The sequence below is a fragment of the Lacrimispora sanguinis genome (genome assembly GCF_044987295.1).
Classification (GTDB): Bacteria; Bacillota; Clostridia; order Lachnospirales; family Lachnospiraceae; genus Lacrimispora; species Lacrimispora celerecrescens_B.
In genome coordinates this window covers 5,360,203-5,379,911 of the sequence record NZ_CP173277.1, presented here as the reverse complement: position 1 = coordinate 5,379,911, position 19,709 = coordinate 5,360,203, and the positions used below count along the sequence as shown (strand labels likewise).

Genomic DNA, 19,709 nt, shown 5'->3' with positions numbered 1-19,709 from the left:
AACGTTCTAAAAAAGAAAAGGGAGTATTCACCAATGAAAACATTTATTAACGCGATTATAGCCGGGATTGCCATCAGTATGGGCGGAGTCATTTATTTAACTCTCGAAAACCACATCGCTGGTTCTTTTTTATTTTCAATCGGATTATTTACCATATATTCCTTTGGTTTTAATCTGTACACTGGAAAGGTATGTTATATTGTTAATGAAAAGCCTTCCTATTTATCAACAATACTTATTGTATACATAGGGAATTTTGTGGGAACGGTTGGAGCCGGGATTGTATTCAGACATACCAAACTGGCCAAACTCATTGATCATACAAGAGAACTTGTGAATATGAAACTGTCGGACACCCTGTTCAGCACGTTTATCATGGCAGTCATGTGCGGTATTATGATGTGCATCGCAGTGGTAGGATATCAAACCATAAAAGACGGTATTGGAAGATATTTATCTTTGGTCTTACCGGTTATGGTATTCATCCTTTCCGGATATGAGCATAGCATAGCAGATATGTTTTATTTTACTATGGGAAATGCCTGGGGTGCAAAAGCATTCCTTTATATAATGGTTATTTCTGCAGGAAATTTGGTAGGGGGAAGCCTCATTCCTTTAGCAAAAAAATATCTTAGTGAAGAGGCTTCCCTCCTCCATTAGGATGCTTTTTCCATTTAATTCAAAGCCATCTGGCTATGACATATACGGCAAGAACCGATATGAAAAGAGTTGCTTTGATTCCGTAGCCGATAAAGCAATTTCTGAAACACCCTTTAAAAAGTTTTTTTCTCAATTTCCCCATTCCCTCCGTCTCTTCTGTAGAAAACAATTGTTACCTTCCACTAATACTATAATAAGGAATGTGGTTTTTTCACAGGTTGTAATAATCGCTAGTGATGCATCATATTTTCGTTTTACTGGAATTGATCGTTGATTAAGAAAAAAAGGCTCTTGTTCTATAGCTGATCGCTCAGCTATATTACAAAAGCCTTTTTCTTTCCTGGTTTATTCCTTCCTAACTATGCCAGGTTGGAGTACCCCATTAAACTAATATCTACTTCCTTAGCCACTTCCCGGCCCTCTCTGATCGCCCAAACGACCAGCGATTGTCCACGGCGCATATCTCCGGCCGCAAACACCTTATCCACGTTCGTTTTATATTTCCCGTCTTCCGTCTCCACATTACTTCTGCCGTTTAACTTCACGCCAAAAGCATCAGCAACATAAGTCTGTGCGCCCAGAAATCCTGCCGCAATCAAAACAATATCCGCCGGAACTTCTTTTTCACTGCCGGCTACGGGTACCATGTTCGTGCGGCCGGTTTTTTCGTCTGTCTTTGGTTCTAATCCCACCAGCACAGCTTTCACTACTTTGCCGGACTTATCCTTGATAAACTCCTTTACCGTGGTCTGATATGCCCTGGGATCCTTTCCGAATACGGCAATGGATTCTTCCTGGCCGTAATCAGTTTTCAATACTTTCGGCCATTCGGGCCAGTTATTATCAGGGGTTCTTTTATCAGGGAGCTTTGGCAGCATCTCAAGCTGGGTAACGGAAGCACAGCCATGGCGGATAACCGTTCCCACACAGTCATTTCCAGTGTCGCCGCCGCCGATGACAATGACGTGCTTTCCTTTTGCTGATATATAGCTATTATCCTGCAAGTTGGAATTCAACAGACTTTTTGTGGTGGACTTTAAGAAATCCACTGCAAAATAAATCCCCTCAGCATCTCTTCCCGGGACATTTAAATCCCTTGGGTTGGAAGCCCCGCAGGCCAGGATGATACGGTCATACTCCTTTAACAGTTCTTTCGCCTTCTGGGTTTTTCCGATATCAGAGCCTGTAAAGAACGTCACACCTTCCTGCTTCATAATCTCCACTTTCCGGTCTATGACTTGCTTTTCCATTTTCATGTTGGGGATCCCATACATGAGAAGACCACCTATACGGTCCTCTCTTTCCAATACGGTAACGCTGTGCCCTCGTTTGTTCAGCTGGTCTGCTGCTGCAAGACCTGCCGGACCGGAACCGATGACGGCTACTTTTTTCCCGGTGCGGATCTTTGGCGGAACAGGGCCTGCTATGCCGCTTTCATAAGCACGTTCAATGATGGCATACTCATTTTCCTTGATGCTTACCGGATATCCATTTAAGCCGCAGGTACATGCGGCTTCACAAGGAGCCGGGCACACCCTGGCGGTAAATTCCGGAAAGCTGTTGGTTTTTTTCAGCCTGTTATAAGCCTGCTGCCAAGTCCCTGTGTATACAAGCTCATTCCATTCCGGGATCAAGTTATTAAGTGGGCAGCCGGAAACCATGCCCTTTAAGATCACACCGGACTGGCAGAAGGGGACGCCGCAGTCCATGCAGCGTGCACCCTGGCATTTTTGTTCTTTCTCAGAAAGAGGCAGGTGAAACTCGTTATAATTCTTAATACGAGTCTTGGGTTCTACCGCTTTTCCTGTTTTTCTGCTATATTCTAAAAATCCTGTTGGCTTTCCCATGATCTGCTCCTCCTCACTTCTTTGTATTGGCGTAAAATGCTTCAATCTGTGCCTGTTCGCTGCTTAACCCTTTTTCCTCCATCTGGACGATGGTATTAAGCATGCGTCTGTAATCATGAGGCATGACTTTCTTAAACTTTGGAAGATATTCTCCAAAGTTATCAAGGATCTCTTTTCCTTTTGCGGAATTGGTATAAGCCACATGTTCTTTGATCATGTCTTTTAATTCAAGAACATCGTATTTATTGGTAACCTCTTCAAAGGAGACCATTTCCTTATTAAGCCTCTTATATAAATCTCTCTTTTCATCCAGTACATAGGCAATGCCGCCGCTCATTCCTGCAGCAAAATTCTTGCCGGTGGAACCAAGCACCACCACACGCCCGCCTGTCATGTATTCACAGCCATGGTCTCCCACGCCTTCCACAACAGCGGTGGCACCAGAGTTCCGGACACAGAAACGTTCGCCTGCGATTCCGCAGATAAATGCCTTTCCGCTGGTAGCGCCGTATAAGGCCACATTTCCGATGATAATGTTATCCTCGGCCTTAAATTTGACACCCTGAGGCGGATAAACCACCAGCTTGCCGCCGGAAAGCCCTTTTCCAAAATAATCATTGCTGTCGCCCACCAGCTCCAGAGTAAGGCCCTTTGGAATAAAGGCTCCAAAGCTCTGACCGCCGCTGCCCGAACAGTTGATGGTAAAGGTATCCTCCAAAAGCCCCTCCGGATAAAGGCTGGTGATTTCCGAGCCAAATATGGTACCCAAGGCCCGATCTGTATTGGAAACATCAATATGAAGGCTCTTTTTCTGGCCGGCACGTAAGGCTTCTCTTAATTTCTTAAGGATGACCTTTTCATCTGTGGTTTTCTCCAGTTCAAAATCATACACCTGCTTTTTGTCGTAGCCTAAAAGCTTCTCTCCTGCATATGAACTTCCTAAAATGGCGGTAAAATCCACTTTACCTGCCCGTTCAGACGGCATACCGGCTTTCTTCTTTAACAGATCCGTCCTTCCCACAAGTTCATCGACGGTACGGATACCAAGCTTTGCCATATATTCCCGAAGCTCTTTGGCAATAAAATGCATGAAGTTGATCACATGTTCCGGTTTCCCTTTAAAGCGCTTCCTAAGCTCAGGATTCTGGGTAGCAATGCCCACCGGACAAGTATCCAGATTACAGACTCTCATCATGACACATCCCATGGTCACAAGGGGGGCCGTAGCAAAACCGAACTCCTCCGCTCCCAGGGCACAGGCAATGGCAACGTCCCGCCCTGTCATCAGCTTTCCGTCAGTCTCTAAGATCACCTTATCCCTCAGCCCATTCATAATCAGAGTCTGATGGGCCTCCGCTACGCCAAGCTCCCAAGGCAGTCCCGCATTATAAATGGAATTTCTTGGAGCCGCTCCGGTTCCGCCGTCAAAGGCGGAAATGAGGATTACCTGTGCACCTGCCTTTGCAACACCTGCGGCCACTGTGCCCACGCCTGCCTCAGAAACCAGTTTGACAGAAATCCTGGCATTGGCATTGGCATTTTTTAGGTCATAAATCAGCTGAGCTAAATCCTCAATGGAATAAATGTCATGGTGAGGCGGTGGGGAAATAAGGCCTACTCCGGTCGTGGAGTGTCTGGTTTTGGCAACCCACGGATATACTTTTCCTCCCGGAAGCTGTCCCCCTTCCCCCGGCTTTGCGCCCTGAGCCATTTTAATCTGGATTTCCTTTGCGCTGACCAGATACCTTGAGGTTACTCCAAACCGCCCGGAAGCAACCTGCTTGATGGCAGAACACCGGTTTACGCCGTCTGCACCTACCGTCAGACGATCAAGGCTTTCGCCGCCCTCGCCGCTGTTGGATTTTCCATGAATCCGGTTCATGGCGATCGCCAGGGTTTCGTGGGCTTCCTGGGAAATGGATCCGTAGGACATGGCACCTGTTTTAAACCGTTTCACAATGGATTCTACGCTTTCTACCTCTTCCAAAGGAATTTCCTTTGTCTTAGTATAATCAAAGTCCAAAAGGCTTCTTAAATTAATCGTCTGCCCCTCTTGCGTCAAGGCGCGGGTATACTCTTTGAAAGTCTCGTAGCTGCCGGTTCTTGCCGCTTCCTGCAAGAGATGAATGGTAAGAGGATTGTATAAATGTTCCTCTTGCCCTGCCCTCTCCTTATGGCTTCCCACGCTGTCCAGGGTTAAGTCAACGTCAAGGCCAAGGGGATCAAAGGCTGCTGAGTGAAGGACATCCACATCATTGGCGATATCATCTAAGGTAATTCCTCCCACTCTGCTCACCGTATCTGTGAAATATTTATCAATTACTTTCTTTGAAATACCGATTGCCTCAAAAATCTGGGCTCCCTGGTAGGATTGTATGGTGGAAATCCCCATCTTGGAAGCAATTTTTACGATGCCGTGAAGTACTGCCGAGTTATAATCTTCCACAGCCGCATAATAATCCTTATCCAGCATGCCCATCTCAATAAGGGAACGAATGGATTCCTGGGCAAGGTATGGATTAATGGCGCAGGCTCCATATCCCAGCAAGGTGGCAAAGTGATGTACTTCTCTTGGCTCTCCGCTTTCCAGTATAAGTGCCACGGAGGTTCTCTTCTTTGTTTTGACCAGATGCTGCTGCAACGCAGAAACTGCAAGCAGGGAAGGAATGGGCAAATGGTTTTCATCTATATCCCGGTCTGATAAGATGATGATATTGGCTCCATCCCGGTGTGCCCGGTCAACTTCCAGAAACAGCCTGTCAATGGCTTTTTCCAGGGAAGTGTTTTTATAGTAGGTGATGGGAATCACTTCCACCTTAAAGCCAGGCTTCTTCATATTTTGAATCTTCAGTAAGTCCGTACAGGTAAGAATGGGATTATTGACCTTTAGTATCTTGCAGTTTTCCGCCGTCTCCTCCAGGATATTCCCTTCCTCTCCCACATAAACCGTTGTGGAAGTTACGATTTCTTCACGAATGGAGTCAATGGGCGGATTGGTGACCTGGGCAAAGAGCTGTTTGAAATAATTGAACAGAGGCTGGTGCTTTTTGCTTAATACTGCCAGAGGACTGTCCGCTCCCATGGCAGAAACTGCTTCCGCACCGTTTAAGGCCATAGGAAGGATCATGGTTTTGTATTCCTCATAAGTATAACCATAAGTCTTCTGCAGCTTTGCCCTTTCCTCCTTGTTCATGGCAGGAACCCCTTTATTGGGAATGGGGAGCTTTTTCAGTTCAATTAAATTGGAGTCCAGCCATTCGCCATAAGGTTCACGGGCTGCATAATATTCCTTCAGTTCCTCATCGCTGATCAGGCAGCCTTTCACTGTGTCAATGAGAAGCATCTTGCCTGGACGAAGGCGTTCTTTTCTCACCACATGGCTCTGCTCAATGTCAATGGCACCGACCTCAGAAGCCAGGATCATCTGATCCTCATCAGTAATGTAGTATCTGGAGGGGCGAAGGCCATTGCGGTCTAAAACGGCCCCAACCAAGTCCCCGTCGCTGAACACGATGGATGCCGGTCCATCCCAGGGTTCCATCATGGTTGCATAATAACGGTAAAAGTCCTTAATTTCCTGAGGCATGGATTTGTCGTGTTCCCATGGTGCAGGAATGGTCACCATAACAGAAAGGGGAAGATCCATTCCGCTCATCATCATAAATTCCAGCGCATTGTCAAGCATGGCAGAGTCGGAACCTTCCTGGTTAATGATAGGAAGGACCTTATGCATGTCATACCGGAAATACTCGGACTCCATATTTTCTTCCCGGGCCATCATCTTATCCACATTTCCGCGAATGGTATTGATCTCACCGTTGTGAACGATAAGGCGGTTGGGATGAGCCCTCATCCAGCTGGGGTTCGTGTTGGTACTGAAGCGGGAATGTACCACTGCAATGGCAGATTCATAATCCTTATCCTGGAGGTCCGGAAAAAACTTCCTCAGTTCTTTCACCAGAAACATTCCCTTATAAACAATGGTCCTGCTGCTTAAGGAAACCACATAAGTATTGTCGTTGCTCTGTTCGAAAATCCGCCTTGATACATAAAGCTTCCGGTCAAACTCCAATCCTCTAGCCGTATCAGCCGGTTTTTTTACAAACCCCTGGGCAATGCAGGGCATACAGTCCACTGCCTTGGCACCGATCAGTTCCGGATGAATCGGCACATCTCTCCAGCCTGAAAATTCAAGCCCTTCTTTCTTTACGATGATCTCAAACATCTTTTTGGCTTGGTTTCTGGCAAGCTCGTCCTGAGGAAAGAAAAACATGCCTACGCCGTATTCCCTCTCCTCTCCAATCTCTATGCCCAGAGGCTTTGTTACCTTTTTGAAAAATTTATGGGAGATCTGAAGCATGATTCCAACTCCGTCTCCTGTCTTTCCTTCCGCATCCTTACCTGCACGGTGCTCCAGATTCTCTACGATATGGAGAGCCTGCTCCACCGTTTTGTGAGTCTTCACGCCCTTTATGTTGGCAACCGCTCCAATGCCGCAGTTATCATGCTCAAAGCGGGGATCATATAGGCCCGGCAACTCCTTTTTATTAGGGGATTGTAAACCTTTATCCATAACCTCTTCCTTTCCTCTTTCCTGCCCATGCTTTTGGGTGCCAATGGGTAACAGTAAATTTTTAGTTGATAATACTACATTTTTTTCCTCTTGTAAACGTATTTTATTCTTAAGTTTTCAGATAATTTGAAATCTCGATATATATGCGGCTATATTCTTATAATTATAGCTTTTAATGATATTTTTTCTCCTGATATGGTACAATTCTCAAACCTTTTTAAAACTCTGGTGCAAATTTCTAATTATTTGAAGCTCATGCTTTCAATAATTAAGTCTATACTTCTTTTTCAAAGCCTTCAAACGGATACCCCTGCATATTCCACCCTTTTTTACACAGAAAAAGCCCCGGGAATCTCTTCCCAGGGCTTATACTAACTTTTTCATAAAACAAAAACTGGATTACATTTCTCCAAGGCCGCTTTCAATCGCTTCCGTCATGGTTTTCATTGCTGCTGCCTCATCTTCGCCTTCACAGATCAATTTAATCTCTGTTCCGCACTTAATTCCAGCTGCCATAACGTTTAACACGCTCTTAGCAACGATTCTCTTCTCTCCATATTCGATAATTACATCGGATTTAAATTTCATAGCTGTCTGAGACAGAACCCCTGCTGGTCTTAAATGAAGCCCGGATGGATTTACTACGGTCAGTGTTTTTGATAACATATCATAATCTCCTTTATCCTCAATTTTTTTATACTCCTTGCAGTTAATTTTATTACAATATCCAATTTGTGTCAAGACAAACCCGTATGTCTTTTACATATTTTACAAAGCATTTTCTTGTTTAGGAAATTTCCGAAAGCTTCTGCCTTTCTTTCTGGGAATAGATACAGCCACAGTAATCCTGTCTGTATAGATTATACTTCTCAGAAAGCTCTACAGACCGCTTATATCCATTTTTTTTCTTGAAATCAGAGGGAAGATAAGGGACACGATACTCCTTAGCAAGCTTCTCACCGATCTCATTGAGCTTTTCCGCATTCTTTAAAGGGCTTATGGACAGAGTGGTAGTGAAATAGTCGAAGCGTCCGGCCTGAGCAACCTTTGCCGCCTCCTGAAGGCGCAGTTCATAGCATTTAAAACATCTGGCGCCGCCTTCCGGCTCCTTTTCAAGACCTCTCACAATCCGGTGAAATTCTTCCGGTTCATAAGCTCCTGTTTCCAAAGTTACAGGATGAATAAAATCCATAGATGCAATAAGTCTTTGCTGCTCTTTCACCCTTCTTTTGTATTCCTCCGGCTGATCTATATTGGGATTATAGAAATACACGGTTATTTCAAAATAGCGGGATAAATATTCCAGCACATAACTGCTGCACGGCGCACAACAACTGTGCAAAAGCAGCCTGGGGACTTTTCCCTGCTCCTCCAATCCTGCAATGACCTGATCCAATTCCTTCTGATAATTCCTCTGGTTCATGGTAGCTCCTTCCCTGCTGTTTTCAAAAGCACAAAAAGGCGTCTGCAGTAGCCTGCCACGCCTCTTGTTTCCTATAGGAAATCCCTGATCCTTTTACTTCGAACAGGATTTCTAAGCTTTCTAAGAGCTTTCGCTTCTATCTGCCTAATTCGCTCCCGTGTAACATTAAACTCTTTCCCAACTTCTTCCAAAGTACGGGGATGGCCATCTTCCAAACCAAATCTGAGTACGATCACCTGGCGCTCTCTCTCCTTTAAATCTCCAAGAAGAGCATCAATGTGCTCTCTCAGCATAACGGATTCTACATTGCCTTCCGGAGTTACAACATTATTATCAGCCACGAAATCTCCCAGGTTTGAATCATCTTCTTCACCGATAGGAGTTTCAAGGGATGCAGGTTCTCTGGCGATCTGCATGATCTCCATTACCTTATCTTCTGTCATGTCAAGAGCTTCCGCCAGTTCTGAAACAGACGGCTCATATCCAAGCTCAAGAGTCAGCTTTCTCTGCATCTTGGACATTTTATTAATTGTCTCTACCATATGCACAGGCACACGGATTGTTCTGGCCTGGTCTGCAAGGGCTCTGGTCACAGACTGGCGTATCCACCAAGTAGCATATGTACTTAATTTATATCCTTTGGTATAATCAAATTTTTCCACACCTTTAATAAGGCCTAAATTCCCTTCCTGAACCAAATCAAGGAAACTCATTCCACGACCTGTATAACGCTTTGCAATGCTGACCACAAGGCGAAGGTTTGCTTCGATCAAGCGCTCTTTGGCATCATCATCGCCATCCGCTTTTCTCTTAGCAAGGCGCAGTTCTTCCTCTGCATTCAAAAGAGGTACCGTGCCAATTTCCTTCAGGTACATGCGGACAGGGTCTTCCGTTCCGATGCCCTCCAGCAAGTCAATGGCATCAAGATCAATATCTTCTTCATCCATTTCCTTAAAGCCGTCATCAAGATCATCATCCAAAAGCAGGTCGTCTGACATGAGCACATCATCAGTTAAAACGGAATCGTCAATGACCGGGATCACGTCTACGCCGCGATTCTCCAGGTACGTATAAATCTGATCCATCTGCTCTGTTGTCAGTTCTTCCCCCATAAAGAAGTTATTAATCTCCGTTACGTCCAACGCATTATGCTTCGTTTTTGCAAGTTCGACCAGTTTTCCAAGCTTATCTAAAAAATTATCCTTTTCCACTTAATAACGTCCTTTCGCTAAGAGGTATACATAAAGCCCACACAACTTTTCATTATATACTACCGGAATCCATATTTCAACATATTTCTGCCAAAAAAGCAGTTTTATTGCTTTTTCGGCGTTTTCCTCATAATTCGGATTCTTTTCTTTAAATTAATGATATTTACTTCCCTCCTGGTCCCGCCGAATTCCCCATCTAATACCCAGTCAATAGGCTCTTCCGATAGAATTCTCAAAGACCTTGTCCGAAATTTATGGACGTATTCATTTGGTTCTTCCTTCAGAAACATATAATTAATGATGTTGGTCAAATCAAGAGGAGTTTTGGGTGTTCGAATTAACAGCACTTCAAATTCGCCGTCGTCAAGAGCCACATCCTGTGTCACAAGTCCTTTAAAGCCCCCGACGCTCATCGTATTGGTTATCATGCCGAAAATAAACTCCCCTTCCAGTGTCAGCTCGTCACACTCGATCCGCATCTCATAGGACTTTATGGAAGCAAGACTCTTCATGCCTTCCAGCATATACGCCTGATGCCCCAGAACATTCTTCTTATCCTGAGGGGTTAAATAAGAAACCTCTGTAAAAGCCCCGAACGCGGCAATATAAACAAAGTACCTGTCCCCACAGAAACAGCCAATATCAATGGAATAGGGTTCGCCAAAAACCGCCGCTTCCGCCGCTTTTACCATGCTTTTGGAAATCTTTAAGCTGGAGGCAAAATCATTGGTGGAACCAGCAGGGATGTACCCCAAGTCCGGAATATGATCCAATTTCATGAGACCGCTTATGGTTTCATTCAAAGTTCCGTCTCCCCCGCTGCAAACAACCAGATCAACACGATCCCCATATGCTGCAGCAGCCTCCATTGCATCACCTGTCCGCTGTGTTACATGAACCGACAATTCATAACCGGCCTTTGCGAATATATCCAGGATATCCATCAGCTTATTTCTGATCTGAGCTTTCCCGGAACGCGGATTAAATATAAATAGAATCTTTTTCATTATATCACCTGATCAATTTTGTATACGACTTAAATGCACCTGGCAGGGAATAAGTTTTTTCTAAATCTTCCGCAGTAACCCATAAAAAATCTCCATTGGGCCGTTCTCCAAGTTCAATCCGAAATCCTATCATATGCCATTCCACATGGCTGAATACATGTTTTGCAGCAGGAAGAGGAGTAATTTTAGCATCCTCTACTCCCAGTCTGGCAAGCAGTGCATCCTCATCTAAGTGTCCCTCCACATTGGGAAACTCATAAAGAGAAGCCAAAAGCCCTGTATCATCCCGCTTTCGGATGGCAATTCGTCCATCCTGCCATAAGAGCATAACTGTCTTATCCTCCGCCCTGCGGGCCTTTTTGGGGGTTTTCACCGGAATCTCCCCGGTAAGTCCCTTGATCCTGGCAATGCAGATAGAGGCCAGGGGGCATTGGCCGCACAGAGGCGAACCGTTTGGCACACAGACAATCGCTCCGATTTCAATGAGACCCTGATTATAAGAACTGGCTTCCAGTTCCGGCATCACCGCCTTTAAATCCTCTTCCATGCGGCGTTTGACTGACTGTTTTAAAATATCTTCTTTGCTGCCTGTCACCCTGGATACCACACGCAAAACATTGCCGTCAACCGCCGGAACAGGAATGCCAAAGGCTATGGAGGCAATGGCACCTGCGGTATAAGACCCGATTCCCGGAAGCTTTTTAAGCTCCTCGTAGGAGGCCGGAAGCTCTCCGACCTGCTGCTCTACAAGAAGCTCTGCTGTTTTCTTCAAATTTTTTGCCCTGCTGTAATAGCCTAAGCCTTCCCAGAGTTTCAATAACCGGTCTTCCGGCACCGACGCTAAATCCTTGATCCCTGGTAAAGCCTCCATAAAACGTTCAAAATACGGCTTTACAGCCTCCACTCTAGTCTGCTGGAGCATAATTTCCGATATCCATACCCGGTATGGTTCCGGCCTGTCCCTCCAGGGAAGAGCCCTGGCATGCTCCTTATACCAGGACAAAAGCGGGCGTTCCATTGCTTTTAAACGTTCCCTTGTGTCCAGTTCTTTTTCCTGGGGTTCTAAAACTTGTAATTGATCATAAAGCGAATGGTTCTTCATTACACATATCCATAGATTCCCCGGACAGATACCTCTCCGGAGATCACATGTCTTACCTCTCCCGGCTGAACTTCCACAAGAAGCTCACCCTTTTCATTAATTCCCAGTGCCGTGCCAATATAATCACCTGATCGATCCAGAATTTTTACTTCCTTTCCCGTATTGACCATATGCTTATTATAGACACTTATCAGCCCGGATAAATCACCCTGGCTGATAAATTCTTCATAATATTGTTCAAATGCCTCCATAATAGCGGAAACAAGCCGGCTTCTTCTCACCTTTTCCCCTGTTTCCAGAAGCAGGGAAGTGGCCGTCTGTCTTACTTCTTCCGGAAATTCATCCATATTAACGTTGATTCCGATCCCCACCACGACATAATGGATTCCTTCAAGCTCGGCGCTCATTTCCGTCAAAATGCCGCATAGCTTTTTCCCGTTTGCCACAATATCATTGGGCCACTTAATGCCGGCATTAAGGCCCGTAACGTCCTTTATCCCGTCATAGACCGCCAAAGCAGCCACCAATGTGATCATGGAAGCGGAAGCAGGAAGAATATCCGGCCTTAAGATCAGGCTCATAAATATGTTCTTCCCGGACGGGGACACCCAGGCGCGCCCTCTTCTGCCCCGCCCTGCACTCTGGCAGTCAGATACAACAAGGGTTCCGGAGGAAGCCCCTTCCTCAGCCAGGCGCCTGGCTCTTATGTTAGTGGAATCAATGACCTCGTGGTATTCCACCTCCCGGCCAAATCTCCCTACAATACAACTTTCTATCTCCGTTTTCGTCATTATATCACAAGAACCGATGAAATGATACCCTTTATTTCGAACCGCTTCAATTTGATATCCCTCATCTTCAAGCTGGCGGATGGCTTTCCAAATGGCCGTCCTGGAAACTCCAAAGCGGCCGCACAGCTCCTGCCCGGATAAGTAACCGTCACTTTCCTTTAGTAGTTTAAGAATCTCAGTTTTCAATGATATCACCCCCACCAGATGCTCACCGCACTGATTACAGTAAGGGCGATAAGAAGAAATCCAAACAGAAGGACAACGATACCTGCCGCTTTCTTCTTTTTCTCCCGGCCACTCAGTCTGATTTTATAAATCCCATTGACCAAGTTAAGCATACCGGCCAGAAAAAATATTGCCGGGAACAGAAACATGTGATCTTCCGGGTTTAAAAATGATATGACGGCCAATGTTACAATCAGGATTCCTACTACAATATGGAGGACATCCACAATCATGGAAGCGTTTCTCAAACTTCTTCCTCGTTCTTGTATATACATGTTTTACTCTCCTAATGTTGCCACCATTACCGCCTTAATGGTGTGCATTCTGTTTTCTGCTTCATCAAATACCACAGATGCGCCGGATTCAAAAACCTCCTCTGTCACTTCATTTCCTTTGACAGCCGGCAGGCAGTGCATGAATATGGTAGTGTCTTTCCCTGTTTTTTCCATCAGTTCCTTATTCACCTGATATGGCTTTAAAAGAGTAATGCGCTGGGCAGCCTTGTCCTCTTCTCCCATGGAGCACCATACGTCAGTATAAATGGTATCTGCATCTTTAACCGCATCCGTATCCTCTGTCAGAGTGATGGTACTTCCGCTTTCCGCGGCATAACCCTGGCATAATTCCACCAGCTCATTCTTAGGCCAAAGGCTCTCAGGAGCCAGAATGGTAAAATGAACGCCCATCTTGCTCATTCCGATCATAAGGCTGTTAGCCATGTTATTACGTCCATCCCCTGCATATACAAAACGGAGTCCCTTTAAATATCCGAAATGTTCTTTCATTGTAAGAAGATCTGCCAGGATCTGAGTGGGATGATAATCATCCGTCAGTCCGTTCCATACAGGGACACCGGCATATTTTGCAAGATCTTCCACAGTCTTATGCTTAAATCCGCGGAATTCGATTCCATCAAATACTCTTCCCAAAACTCTTGCCGTATCTTCAACGCTTTCCTTATGTCCCAGCTGGATATCATCTTTCCCTAAATACTCCGGGTGTGCACCTTCATCGACTGCAGCGACAACAAAAGAACATCTGGTACGGGTTGACGGCTTTTCAAAAATAAGGGCAATGTTTTTTCCTTTCAGGGAGTTTCCCGTAATTCCCTGTTTTTTCTTGGCTTTTAAATCAGCGGCTAATTCCAGTAAGTATCCAATCTCTTCCGGTGAATAATCCTTTAATGTGATAAAATTTCTTCCTTTTAAGTTCATATTGCATCCTCCGCTTTTCTCTCTGTATTTTTATACATTATTATAGTATACTTCGTATAGTTATGCAATACTTTTTTTATTTTTGTATAATCATGCATGAAAGGGTTGTTTCACTTTGTCAAGTGCCCGGAGCTTCTTCCCGATTTCTTCCATCAACTGGTCCACCGTATAAATCTGAAAACGTCTGACCTTCAAACGTTTTGCCAGATCCTCTAACAGGCCAAGGTACATATCCTTGTAATCCCAGTCCTCCTTCAGTTTAAATTCTTCAGCAAGCTTGGGAAATAACGTTTCTGTAAATGCACGGTAGCCTGTAAGGGCCGCCATCCCTTCCTCATTAAGCGTATCCTGCATATATATTTTAAAAAGTTCTATTTCCGACATCATTTTATCGAAATAATAAGGTTCTGTATTTGGTGCATCAATATAATAAATACGCCCGTAAAGGCCATATAAGAACCTTTTCGCATCAAAATATCCCAAAGTCATATTTTTTCTGGTATGCTTCTTATCAAATTCCAGGATTCCCCCAAGATCCTGCCTGGGCGCTATATGATACACACGGCTTCCCTCCGGGATCTCCGTCACCCGTTCTTTGTCATACCCCAGGCCATAGATACGGATCACGATGATGTCTTCATACCCATGATCAAGAAGCACATTTACAGGAACATTGTTGACTCCTCCGCCATCCATATACCGTTTCCCGCCCAGCTTCTCATTTTTAAAAGCCAGAAAGTAGGCGCTGGCTAACAACATATCCTTGATGGACCCTGCATCGCCGTTTCTGATATCCACAGCCAGTTCTTTCCTATCTGAAACCGAATAGGTTACGGCGAAAAGCTCCCTCTTAGAGTTCCGTAACTTTTCCTCGTCTCCCACCACTTCCTCGATAAGGCTTTTTAACGGAGCGATATCAAATCCCCCATCTTTTACAATCTGAAACCCGCTGCTTAACAGCTCCGGAATATTTAAGTTCTTGAAATCTCTTTCCTTTAACGCCTTTATGGTCTCATTATTTACCGCCATGACATGAGAGTATTCGATGTTTTTCCATATCTCCTCTGCCCGTTCCAAATCATCCATGCAGATGAGAGCTCCGTTTAAGGAACCAACGGAAACGCCTGCGACTCCCTTTATCTTTACTCCTGCTTCCCGCAGGGCCTTCCAGGCACCGATCTGGTAAGCCCCCTTGGCCCCTCCTCCTTCAAGCACCAGTCCATACTCTCTGCTTAAATCAAGTTTTAGTTCCATAACCCCTCCTTTCAAACCAACTGAAGAAGTTCCATTCTCCCTTAACTCGTCGAACGGCTAATTATGCCAAAAACGCAGCAAGAGGGCATCTGCCCCCTGCTGCGGTATATTTAAATGGTAGTCCGGCTGCCCATCAGGTATCGGGATATTATTCCACCGGATCCTTAGGAATCTCCGTAATGGAAGAAACCAGCCCAGCCAGGCCCTGAATCTCAGAAGGAATAATGATTTTGGTCGCCTTACCGTCAGCAATCGTCTTAAATGCCTCCAGGCTCTTAAGAACTAAAACTGCCTGATCCGCACCGGCAGCCTTGACCATACGGATTCCATCCGCATTTGCCTGCTGGATCTTTAGGGTTGCCTCCGCCTGGCCTTCAGCCTCACGGATTCTCTTTTCCTTCTCTGCCTCCGCGCGAAGGATCGCAGCCTGCTTTTCAGCTTCTGCATCAAGAATCGCGGATTCCTTCTTTCCTTCTGCTACAAGAACGGTGGATTTCTTCTCTCCTTCCGCACGTAAGATGGCCTCACGGCGTTCCCGCTCTGCCTTCATCTGTTTCTCCATGGCATCCTGAATTGCTGCCGGAGGCATGATATTTTTAAGCTCCACACGGTTAACCTTGATTCCCCACGGATCAGTAGCAATATCAAGGGTTTCTCTCATCTTTGCATTGATCGTCTCTCTTGAGGTTAATGTCTGATCCAGTTCCAAATCACCAATGATGTTACGAAGGGTCGTAGCCGTAAGATTCTCAATGGCCATGATCGGATTTTCAACACCGTATGCATAAAGCTTTGGGTCTGTAATCTGGAAAAATACTACCGTATCAATTCTCATGGTAACGTTATCCTTGGTAATAACCGGCTGTGGTGGGAAATCCGCCACCTGCTCTTTTAAATTGACCCTTTTTGCCACCCGGTCAAGGATAGGCATCTTAATATGAACGCCTACGGACCAAGTTTCTAAGAATGCACCCAAACGCTCTACAACCAGTGCCTGTGCCTGGGGAACGATCCTGATACAGGATGACAATAACGCAAGAATAACTATCAATATAATAATAACTGCTGTAAATCCAACTGCTCCCATATTATGTTTCCTCCTGATTCATACTCACAATTAATTTTACGCCTCTTATTTCTTTTACTTCCACCATAGCGCCTACAGGGTATACTCTGTCGTCCTCCAGCGCTCTGGCTGTCCATTCCTGACCATTTAGGATTGCTGCGCCTTTTCCCTCCACATTATTAATCGTGGCCGTAACCTTGGCTTTTTTTCCAACAAGACTATCCATATTGGTTTTAACCGTGTTCCGATTTACATACTTTAAAGCAAAAGGCCTGGTAAAGAACAGAAGGATAAAGGATACAATTACAAACAGCGCCAGCTGCACCTGGGTATTTATCCCAAACAGCGCCAGCACAAATGCAACCAATGCTCCTCCCGCAAACCAGACGGTCGTTAAGGCCATGGTGGCCGCTTCAATTCCAAGAAGCACTACAAATACAATAAGCCAATAGACTGCTGCCATCTTATCATTCCCCTTCCCTGTCATTGTAGGCAAAGCTGCCCGGCAAATCTATCTGTGGACATGCGCTATCGTTTAGCCATGTATGGCTGAACTAATACTATCATACTATATGTTCCAATATTTCTCAATATTTCTGCCTGTAAAAAGCCTTACAATTTTCTGACAATTACATCCGCCGCTGTCTGGCAGCCTCAAACATCAATACAGAGGCCGCAACCGCCGCGTTTAGGGATTCCACCTTTCCTTTCATAGGAATCTTCACATAAGCATCCGCCAGTGCTGCCGTTTCATCCGTCAGGCCGTTTGCTTCGTTTCCCACTAAAAACCCTGTATCAACAGTATAATCCTCTTTTTCATAATTATTCCTGCCGTCTAAATGTGCTGCATACAATCTGACTCCGCCGGCTTTTAGGGCCTTTAAAGAAGCCGTAAGGTCTTCTGTATAAACAAATGGAACGCGAAAAACAGAACCCATGGTAGAGCGGATTACCTTTGGATTATAAACATCTGCCGTGGTATCGCTCATGAGCACGCCGGTGATTCCAGCTCCTTCCCCGGCCCTTAAAATCGTCCCAAGATTCCCCGGGTCCTGAATGTTTTCCAAAATCATTAAAAACGACGGGCCAGGTGCAGCCAGCAAATCTTCCTCCTTGTAGGCATACTGTCTCACAATGGCCAGTATTCCCTGAGGTGTCTGGGTATCTGACATCACCTTAAACACATCATCCGAAACAACCTCGTAGTTTACTTCCGACAAAAGTTTTTTATGGGTCTCATCCTTTAAAAAGCTTTCCGATACAAAAACGCTGTCAATCCTGTCCGCCGGAATTTCCTTAAACATGCGAAGGCCTTCCGCTACAAAGAGGCCGTTTACGTTTCTGGCTTTGGCCTTCTTTGTTAGATTCATCACCTGTTTCACCCTTGCATTGGCACTGCTGGTTATCATAATGTACCTCTCTTTTATAAATTTTCCAGTTCTTCCAGCCACAGGCGGCTCACGGCATCACTTGGCATGCGTAAATCTCCCCTTGGGGATACTGCCACAGAACCCACCTTAGGGCCGTCAGGCATGCAGGAACGCTTAAACTGCTGGCTGAAAAATCTGCGGTAAAATACCTTTAACCATTTTAAAATGACTTCCTTCTCATAAAGCCCTGTAAAGGCGTAGACTGCCATGCGGTAGACCTTCTCAGGCCGGTATCCAAACCTTAAGATCTGGTACAGGAAGAAATCGTGAAGCTCATAGGGGCCTACCAGATCCTCTGTCTTCTGAGCAATTTCTCCATCCTTAGGCGGAAGAAGCTCCGGGCTTACAGGCGTGTCCAAAACATCAAGAAGCACATGGCTTAAAGCCTCCTCCCCGCAGGTATCCGCATAGTAGCGCACCAGATGGCGCACCAGGGTCTTTGGCACGGAAGCGTTGACTCCGTACATGGACATATGGTCGCCGTTATAGGTGGCCCATCCAAGAGCCAGTTCAGACATATCCCCCGTACCAATGACCATTCCATTTAATTTGTTTGCCATATCCATTAACACCTGAGTCCTCTCCCTTGCCTGAGAGTTTTCATAGGTTATATCGTGGACATCTTCCCTTTGTCCGATGTCCCGGAAATGAAGGCTTACGGCTTCCCTGATATTCACTTCTATAAGCTCTGCTCCAAGGGTCTTTGTTAACGTGCAGGCATTCTGATACGTCCGATCCGTTGTTCCAAAACATGGCATGGTCACCGCATGAATCTGATTTCTGGGAATTTCCAGCATATCAAAGGCGCGGACTATGACAAGAAGGGCCAGAGTGGAATCTAAGCCTCCGGAAATTCCTATCACTCCATGCTTGCAGCCGGTATGAGCAAGCCTCTTTTTTAAGCCCATTGCCTGAATGGAGAGAATTTCCTCACATCTTCTATTCCGCTCTTTAGCATTATCCGGGACAAAGGGCCTTGGATCAATATATCTCTTTAATTCCAACTCCTCCTGTTTCATCTTGAAGGGAACCACCATATAATTCGTATGGTCGGCCTGAGGAAACGTGGTCATTCGGCGTCTTTCATGAATCAGCCTCTCTAAGTCCATATCCCCGTATATGGTCTCATTTCCAAAACGTTTGGATTCTGCAAGCAGAGCGCCGTTTTCTGCTATCAGGTTCTGACCGCCGAAAACCAGATCCTGAGTGGATTCTCCCTCTCCCGCGTTGGCATAGATGAAACCGCAAACCAGACTGGCGGAACGTCCCGTAATAAGGCTTCTCCGGTAGATATCCTTACCCGTTGTCTCATCACTGGCAGAACAGTTTACAATCACTGTCGCTCCTGCGGTGGCATGACGGATAGACGGCGGATTTGGAACCCATGCATCCTCACAGATTTCCGCTGCCACCACAAGTTGCGGATTGTCCTCACATGCAAAAAGCAGATTGGTACCCATGGGAATCTGTTCATCTTCCCATTTTACCATCACCGGTATATCGTTTCCCGGCTGGAAATAACGCAGTTCATAAAACTCTGAATAATTGGGCAGATTCGTCTTTGGAACGATACCCAGAATCCTTCCGTCTTGAATGGCGACAGCCGTATTATAAAGCTTTCCGCCCCATTCCCAGGGCATTCCTAAAAAGCATAAAAGATCGTGGCCTTCTGTTGCTTTTAAAATCTCTTTAAGTTCCTTTTGGGTCTTTTTTAACAGAGCGTCCTGCCCGAATAAATCGCCGCAAGTATAGGCGGTCAGGCAAAGCTCCGGGAACACCATGAGTTTTGCATGCCTTTTGATTCCCTCTTTTATCAGCTCACAAATCCGTTCTCTGTTAAATTCCGGGTCTGCTACCTTTACGTCAGGGGTTGCCGCGGCAACCCGGATATATCCATGTTTCATCT

At 45.5% G+C, this 19,709-nt stretch carries 16 protein-coding genes; 1 reads left to right on the top strand and 15 read right to left on the bottom strand.

Annotated elements, in window-relative coordinates:
• The first annotated feature begins 33 nt into the window (after window positions 1-33).
• Window positions 34-660 carry a formate/nitrite transporter family protein gene (locus ACHZES_RS25130; protein WP_038280550.1) on the top strand — a complete coding sequence of 209 codons (627 nt, stop codon included), beginning with the start codon at window positions 34-36 and terminating at the stop codon, window positions 658-660.
• A gap of 359 nt (window positions 661-1,019) precedes the next feature.
• Here ACHZES_RS25130 and ACHZES_RS25125 read toward each other — a convergent pair whose 3' ends face one another.
• The 15 genes from ACHZES_RS25125 to ACHZES_RS25055 all read right to left on the bottom strand — a co-directional run bounded on the left by ACHZES_RS25125 (window position 1,020) and on the right by ACHZES_RS25055 (window position 19,707).
• Entirely contained in the window at window positions 1,020-2,507 is a 1,488-nt protein-coding gene (locus ACHZES_RS25125) for a glutamate synthase subunit beta (RefSeq protein WP_395547409.1), read from the bottom strand.
• Between the two features lie 13 nt (window positions 2,508-2,520).
• Entirely contained in the window at window positions 2,521-7,080 is a 4,560-nt protein-coding gene (gene gltB, locus ACHZES_RS25120; RefSeq protein WP_395547410.1) for a glutamate synthase large subunit, read from the bottom strand.
• A gap of 399 nt (window positions 7,081-7,479) precedes the next feature.
• Entirely contained in the window at window positions 7,480-7,746 is a 267-nt protein-coding gene (locus ACHZES_RS25115; protein ID WP_025233660.1) for an HPr family phosphocarrier protein, read from the bottom strand.
• 121 nt (window positions 7,747-7,867) lie between these two features.
• A complete protein-coding gene (locus ACHZES_RS25110; RefSeq protein ID WP_038280542.1) occupies window positions 7,868-8,503 on the bottom strand; it encodes an epoxyqueuosine reductase QueH in 636 nt (211 codons plus the stop codon).
• Window positions 8,504-8,574: 71 nt separating this feature from the next.
• Window positions 8,575-9,714 (bottom strand): RNA polymerase sigma factor RpoD, encoded by a 1,140-nt coding sequence (rpoD, locus tag ACHZES_RS25105; protein ID WP_038280540.1) that lies wholly within the window; start codon window positions 9,712-9,714, stop codon window positions 8,575-8,577.
• Window positions 9,715-9,818: 104 nt separating this feature from the next.
• Window positions 9,819-10,721, bottom strand: coding sequence for a diacylglycerol kinase family protein (locus ACHZES_RS25100; protein WP_038280538.1), 903 nt, complete (start codon window positions 10,719-10,721; stop codon window positions 9,819-9,821).
• 4 nt (window positions 10,722-10,725) lie between these two features.
• Entirely contained in the window at window positions 10,726-11,823 is a 1,098-nt protein-coding gene (gene mutY / locus ACHZES_RS25095; protein ID WP_395547411.1) for an A/G-specific adenine glycosylase, read from the bottom strand.
• Entirely contained in the window at window positions 11,823-12,800 is a 978-nt protein-coding gene (locus ACHZES_RS25090; RefSeq protein ID WP_395547412.1) for a biotin--[acetyl-CoA-carboxylase] ligase, read from the bottom strand. Before ACHZES_RS25090 ends, mutY begins: the two co-directional genes overlap by 1 nt.
• A gap of 5 nt (window positions 12,801-12,805) precedes the next feature.
• Window positions 12,806-13,114 carry a DUF6637 family protein gene (locus ACHZES_RS25085; protein ID WP_038280532.1) on the bottom strand — a complete coding sequence of 103 codons (309 nt, stop codon included), beginning with the start codon at window positions 13,112-13,114 and terminating at the stop codon, window positions 12,806-12,808.
• A 3-nt stretch (window positions 13,115-13,117) separates the two neighbouring features.
• A complete protein-coding gene (gene argF / locus ACHZES_RS25080; RefSeq protein WP_395547413.1) occupies window positions 13,118-14,053 on the bottom strand; it encodes an ornithine carbamoyltransferase in 936 nt (311 codons plus the stop codon).
• 90 nt (window positions 14,054-14,143) lie between these two features.
• Window positions 14,144-15,307, bottom strand: a complete 1,164-nt coding sequence (locus tag ACHZES_RS25075) for a patatin-like phospholipase family protein (protein ID WP_395547414.1) — start codon at window positions 15,305-15,307, stop codon at window positions 14,144-14,146.
• A gap of 148 nt (window positions 15,308-15,455) precedes the next feature.
• Window positions 15,456-16,394 (bottom strand): SPFH domain-containing protein, encoded by a 939-nt coding sequence (locus tag ACHZES_RS25070; RefSeq protein ID WP_038280525.1) that lies wholly within the window; start codon window positions 16,392-16,394, stop codon window positions 15,456-15,458.
• Between the two features lies 1 nt (window position 16,395).
• Entirely contained in the window at window positions 16,396-16,836 is a 441-nt protein-coding gene (locus tag ACHZES_RS25065; RefSeq protein ID WP_154520947.1) for an NfeD family protein, read from the bottom strand.
• 166 nt (window positions 16,837-17,002) lie between these two features.
• Window positions 17,003-17,782, bottom strand: a complete 780-nt coding sequence (locus ACHZES_RS25060; protein WP_038280520.1) for an RNA methyltransferase — start codon at window positions 17,780-17,782, stop codon at window positions 17,003-17,005.
• Between the two features lie 14 nt (window positions 17,783-17,796).
• A complete protein-coding gene (locus tag ACHZES_RS25055; RefSeq protein WP_395547415.1) occupies window positions 17,797-19,707 on the bottom strand; it encodes an NAD(+) synthase in 1,911 nt (636 codons plus the stop codon).
• Between the last annotated feature and the right edge of the window lie 2 nt (window positions 19,708-19,709).

Coding starts and splice junctions, on each gene's coding strand:
- ACHZES_RS25130 (WP_038280550.1), top strand. CDS start 34: ATGAAAACATTTATTAACGCGATTATAGCCGGGATTGCCATCAGTATG.
- ACHZES_RS25125 (WP_395547409.1), bottom strand. CDS start 2,507: ATGGGAAAGCCAACAGGATTTTTAGAATATAGCAGAAAAACAGGAAAA.
- gltB (WP_395547410.1), bottom strand. CDS start 7,080: ATGGATAAAGGTTTACAATCCCCTAATAAAAAGGAGTTGCCGGGCCTA.
- ACHZES_RS25115 (WP_025233660.1), bottom strand. CDS start 7,746: ATGTTATCAAAAACACTGACCGTAGTAAATCCATCCGGGCTTCATTTA.
- ACHZES_RS25110 (WP_038280542.1), bottom strand. CDS start 8,503: ATGAACCAGAGGAATTATCAGAAGGAATTGGATCAGGTCATTGCAGGA.
- ACHZES_RS25100 (WP_038280538.1), bottom strand. CDS start 10,721: ATGAAAAAGATTCTATTTATATTTAATCCGCGTTCCGGGAAAGCTCAG.
- mutY (WP_395547411.1), bottom strand. CDS start 11,823: ATGAAGAACCATTCGCTTTATGATCAATTACAAGTTTTAGAACCCCAG.
- ACHZES_RS25085 (WP_038280532.1), bottom strand. CDS start 13,114: ATGTATATACAAGAACGAGGAAGAAGTTTGAGAAACGCTTCCATGATT.
- argF (WP_395547413.1), bottom strand. CDS start 14,053: ATGAACTTAAAAGGAAGAAATTTTATCACATTAAAGGATTATTCACCG.
- ACHZES_RS25075 (WP_395547414.1), bottom strand. CDS start 15,307: ATGGAACTAAAACTTGATTTAAGCAGAGAGTATGGACTGGTGCTTGAA.
- ACHZES_RS25070 (WP_038280525.1), bottom strand. CDS start 16,394: ATGGGAGCAGTTGGATTTACAGCAGTTATTATTATATTGATAGTTATT.
- ACHZES_RS25065 (WP_154520947.1), bottom strand. CDS start 16,836: ATGGCAGCAGTCTATTGGCTTATTGTATTTGTAGTGCTTCTTGGAATT.
- ACHZES_RS25060 (WP_038280520.1), bottom strand. CDS start 17,782: ATGATAACCAGCAGTGCCAATGCAAGGGTGAAACAGGTGATGAATCTA.
- ACHZES_RS25055 (WP_395547415.1), bottom strand. CDS start 19,707: ATGAAACATGGATATATCCGGGTTGCCGCGGCAACCCCTGACGTAAAG.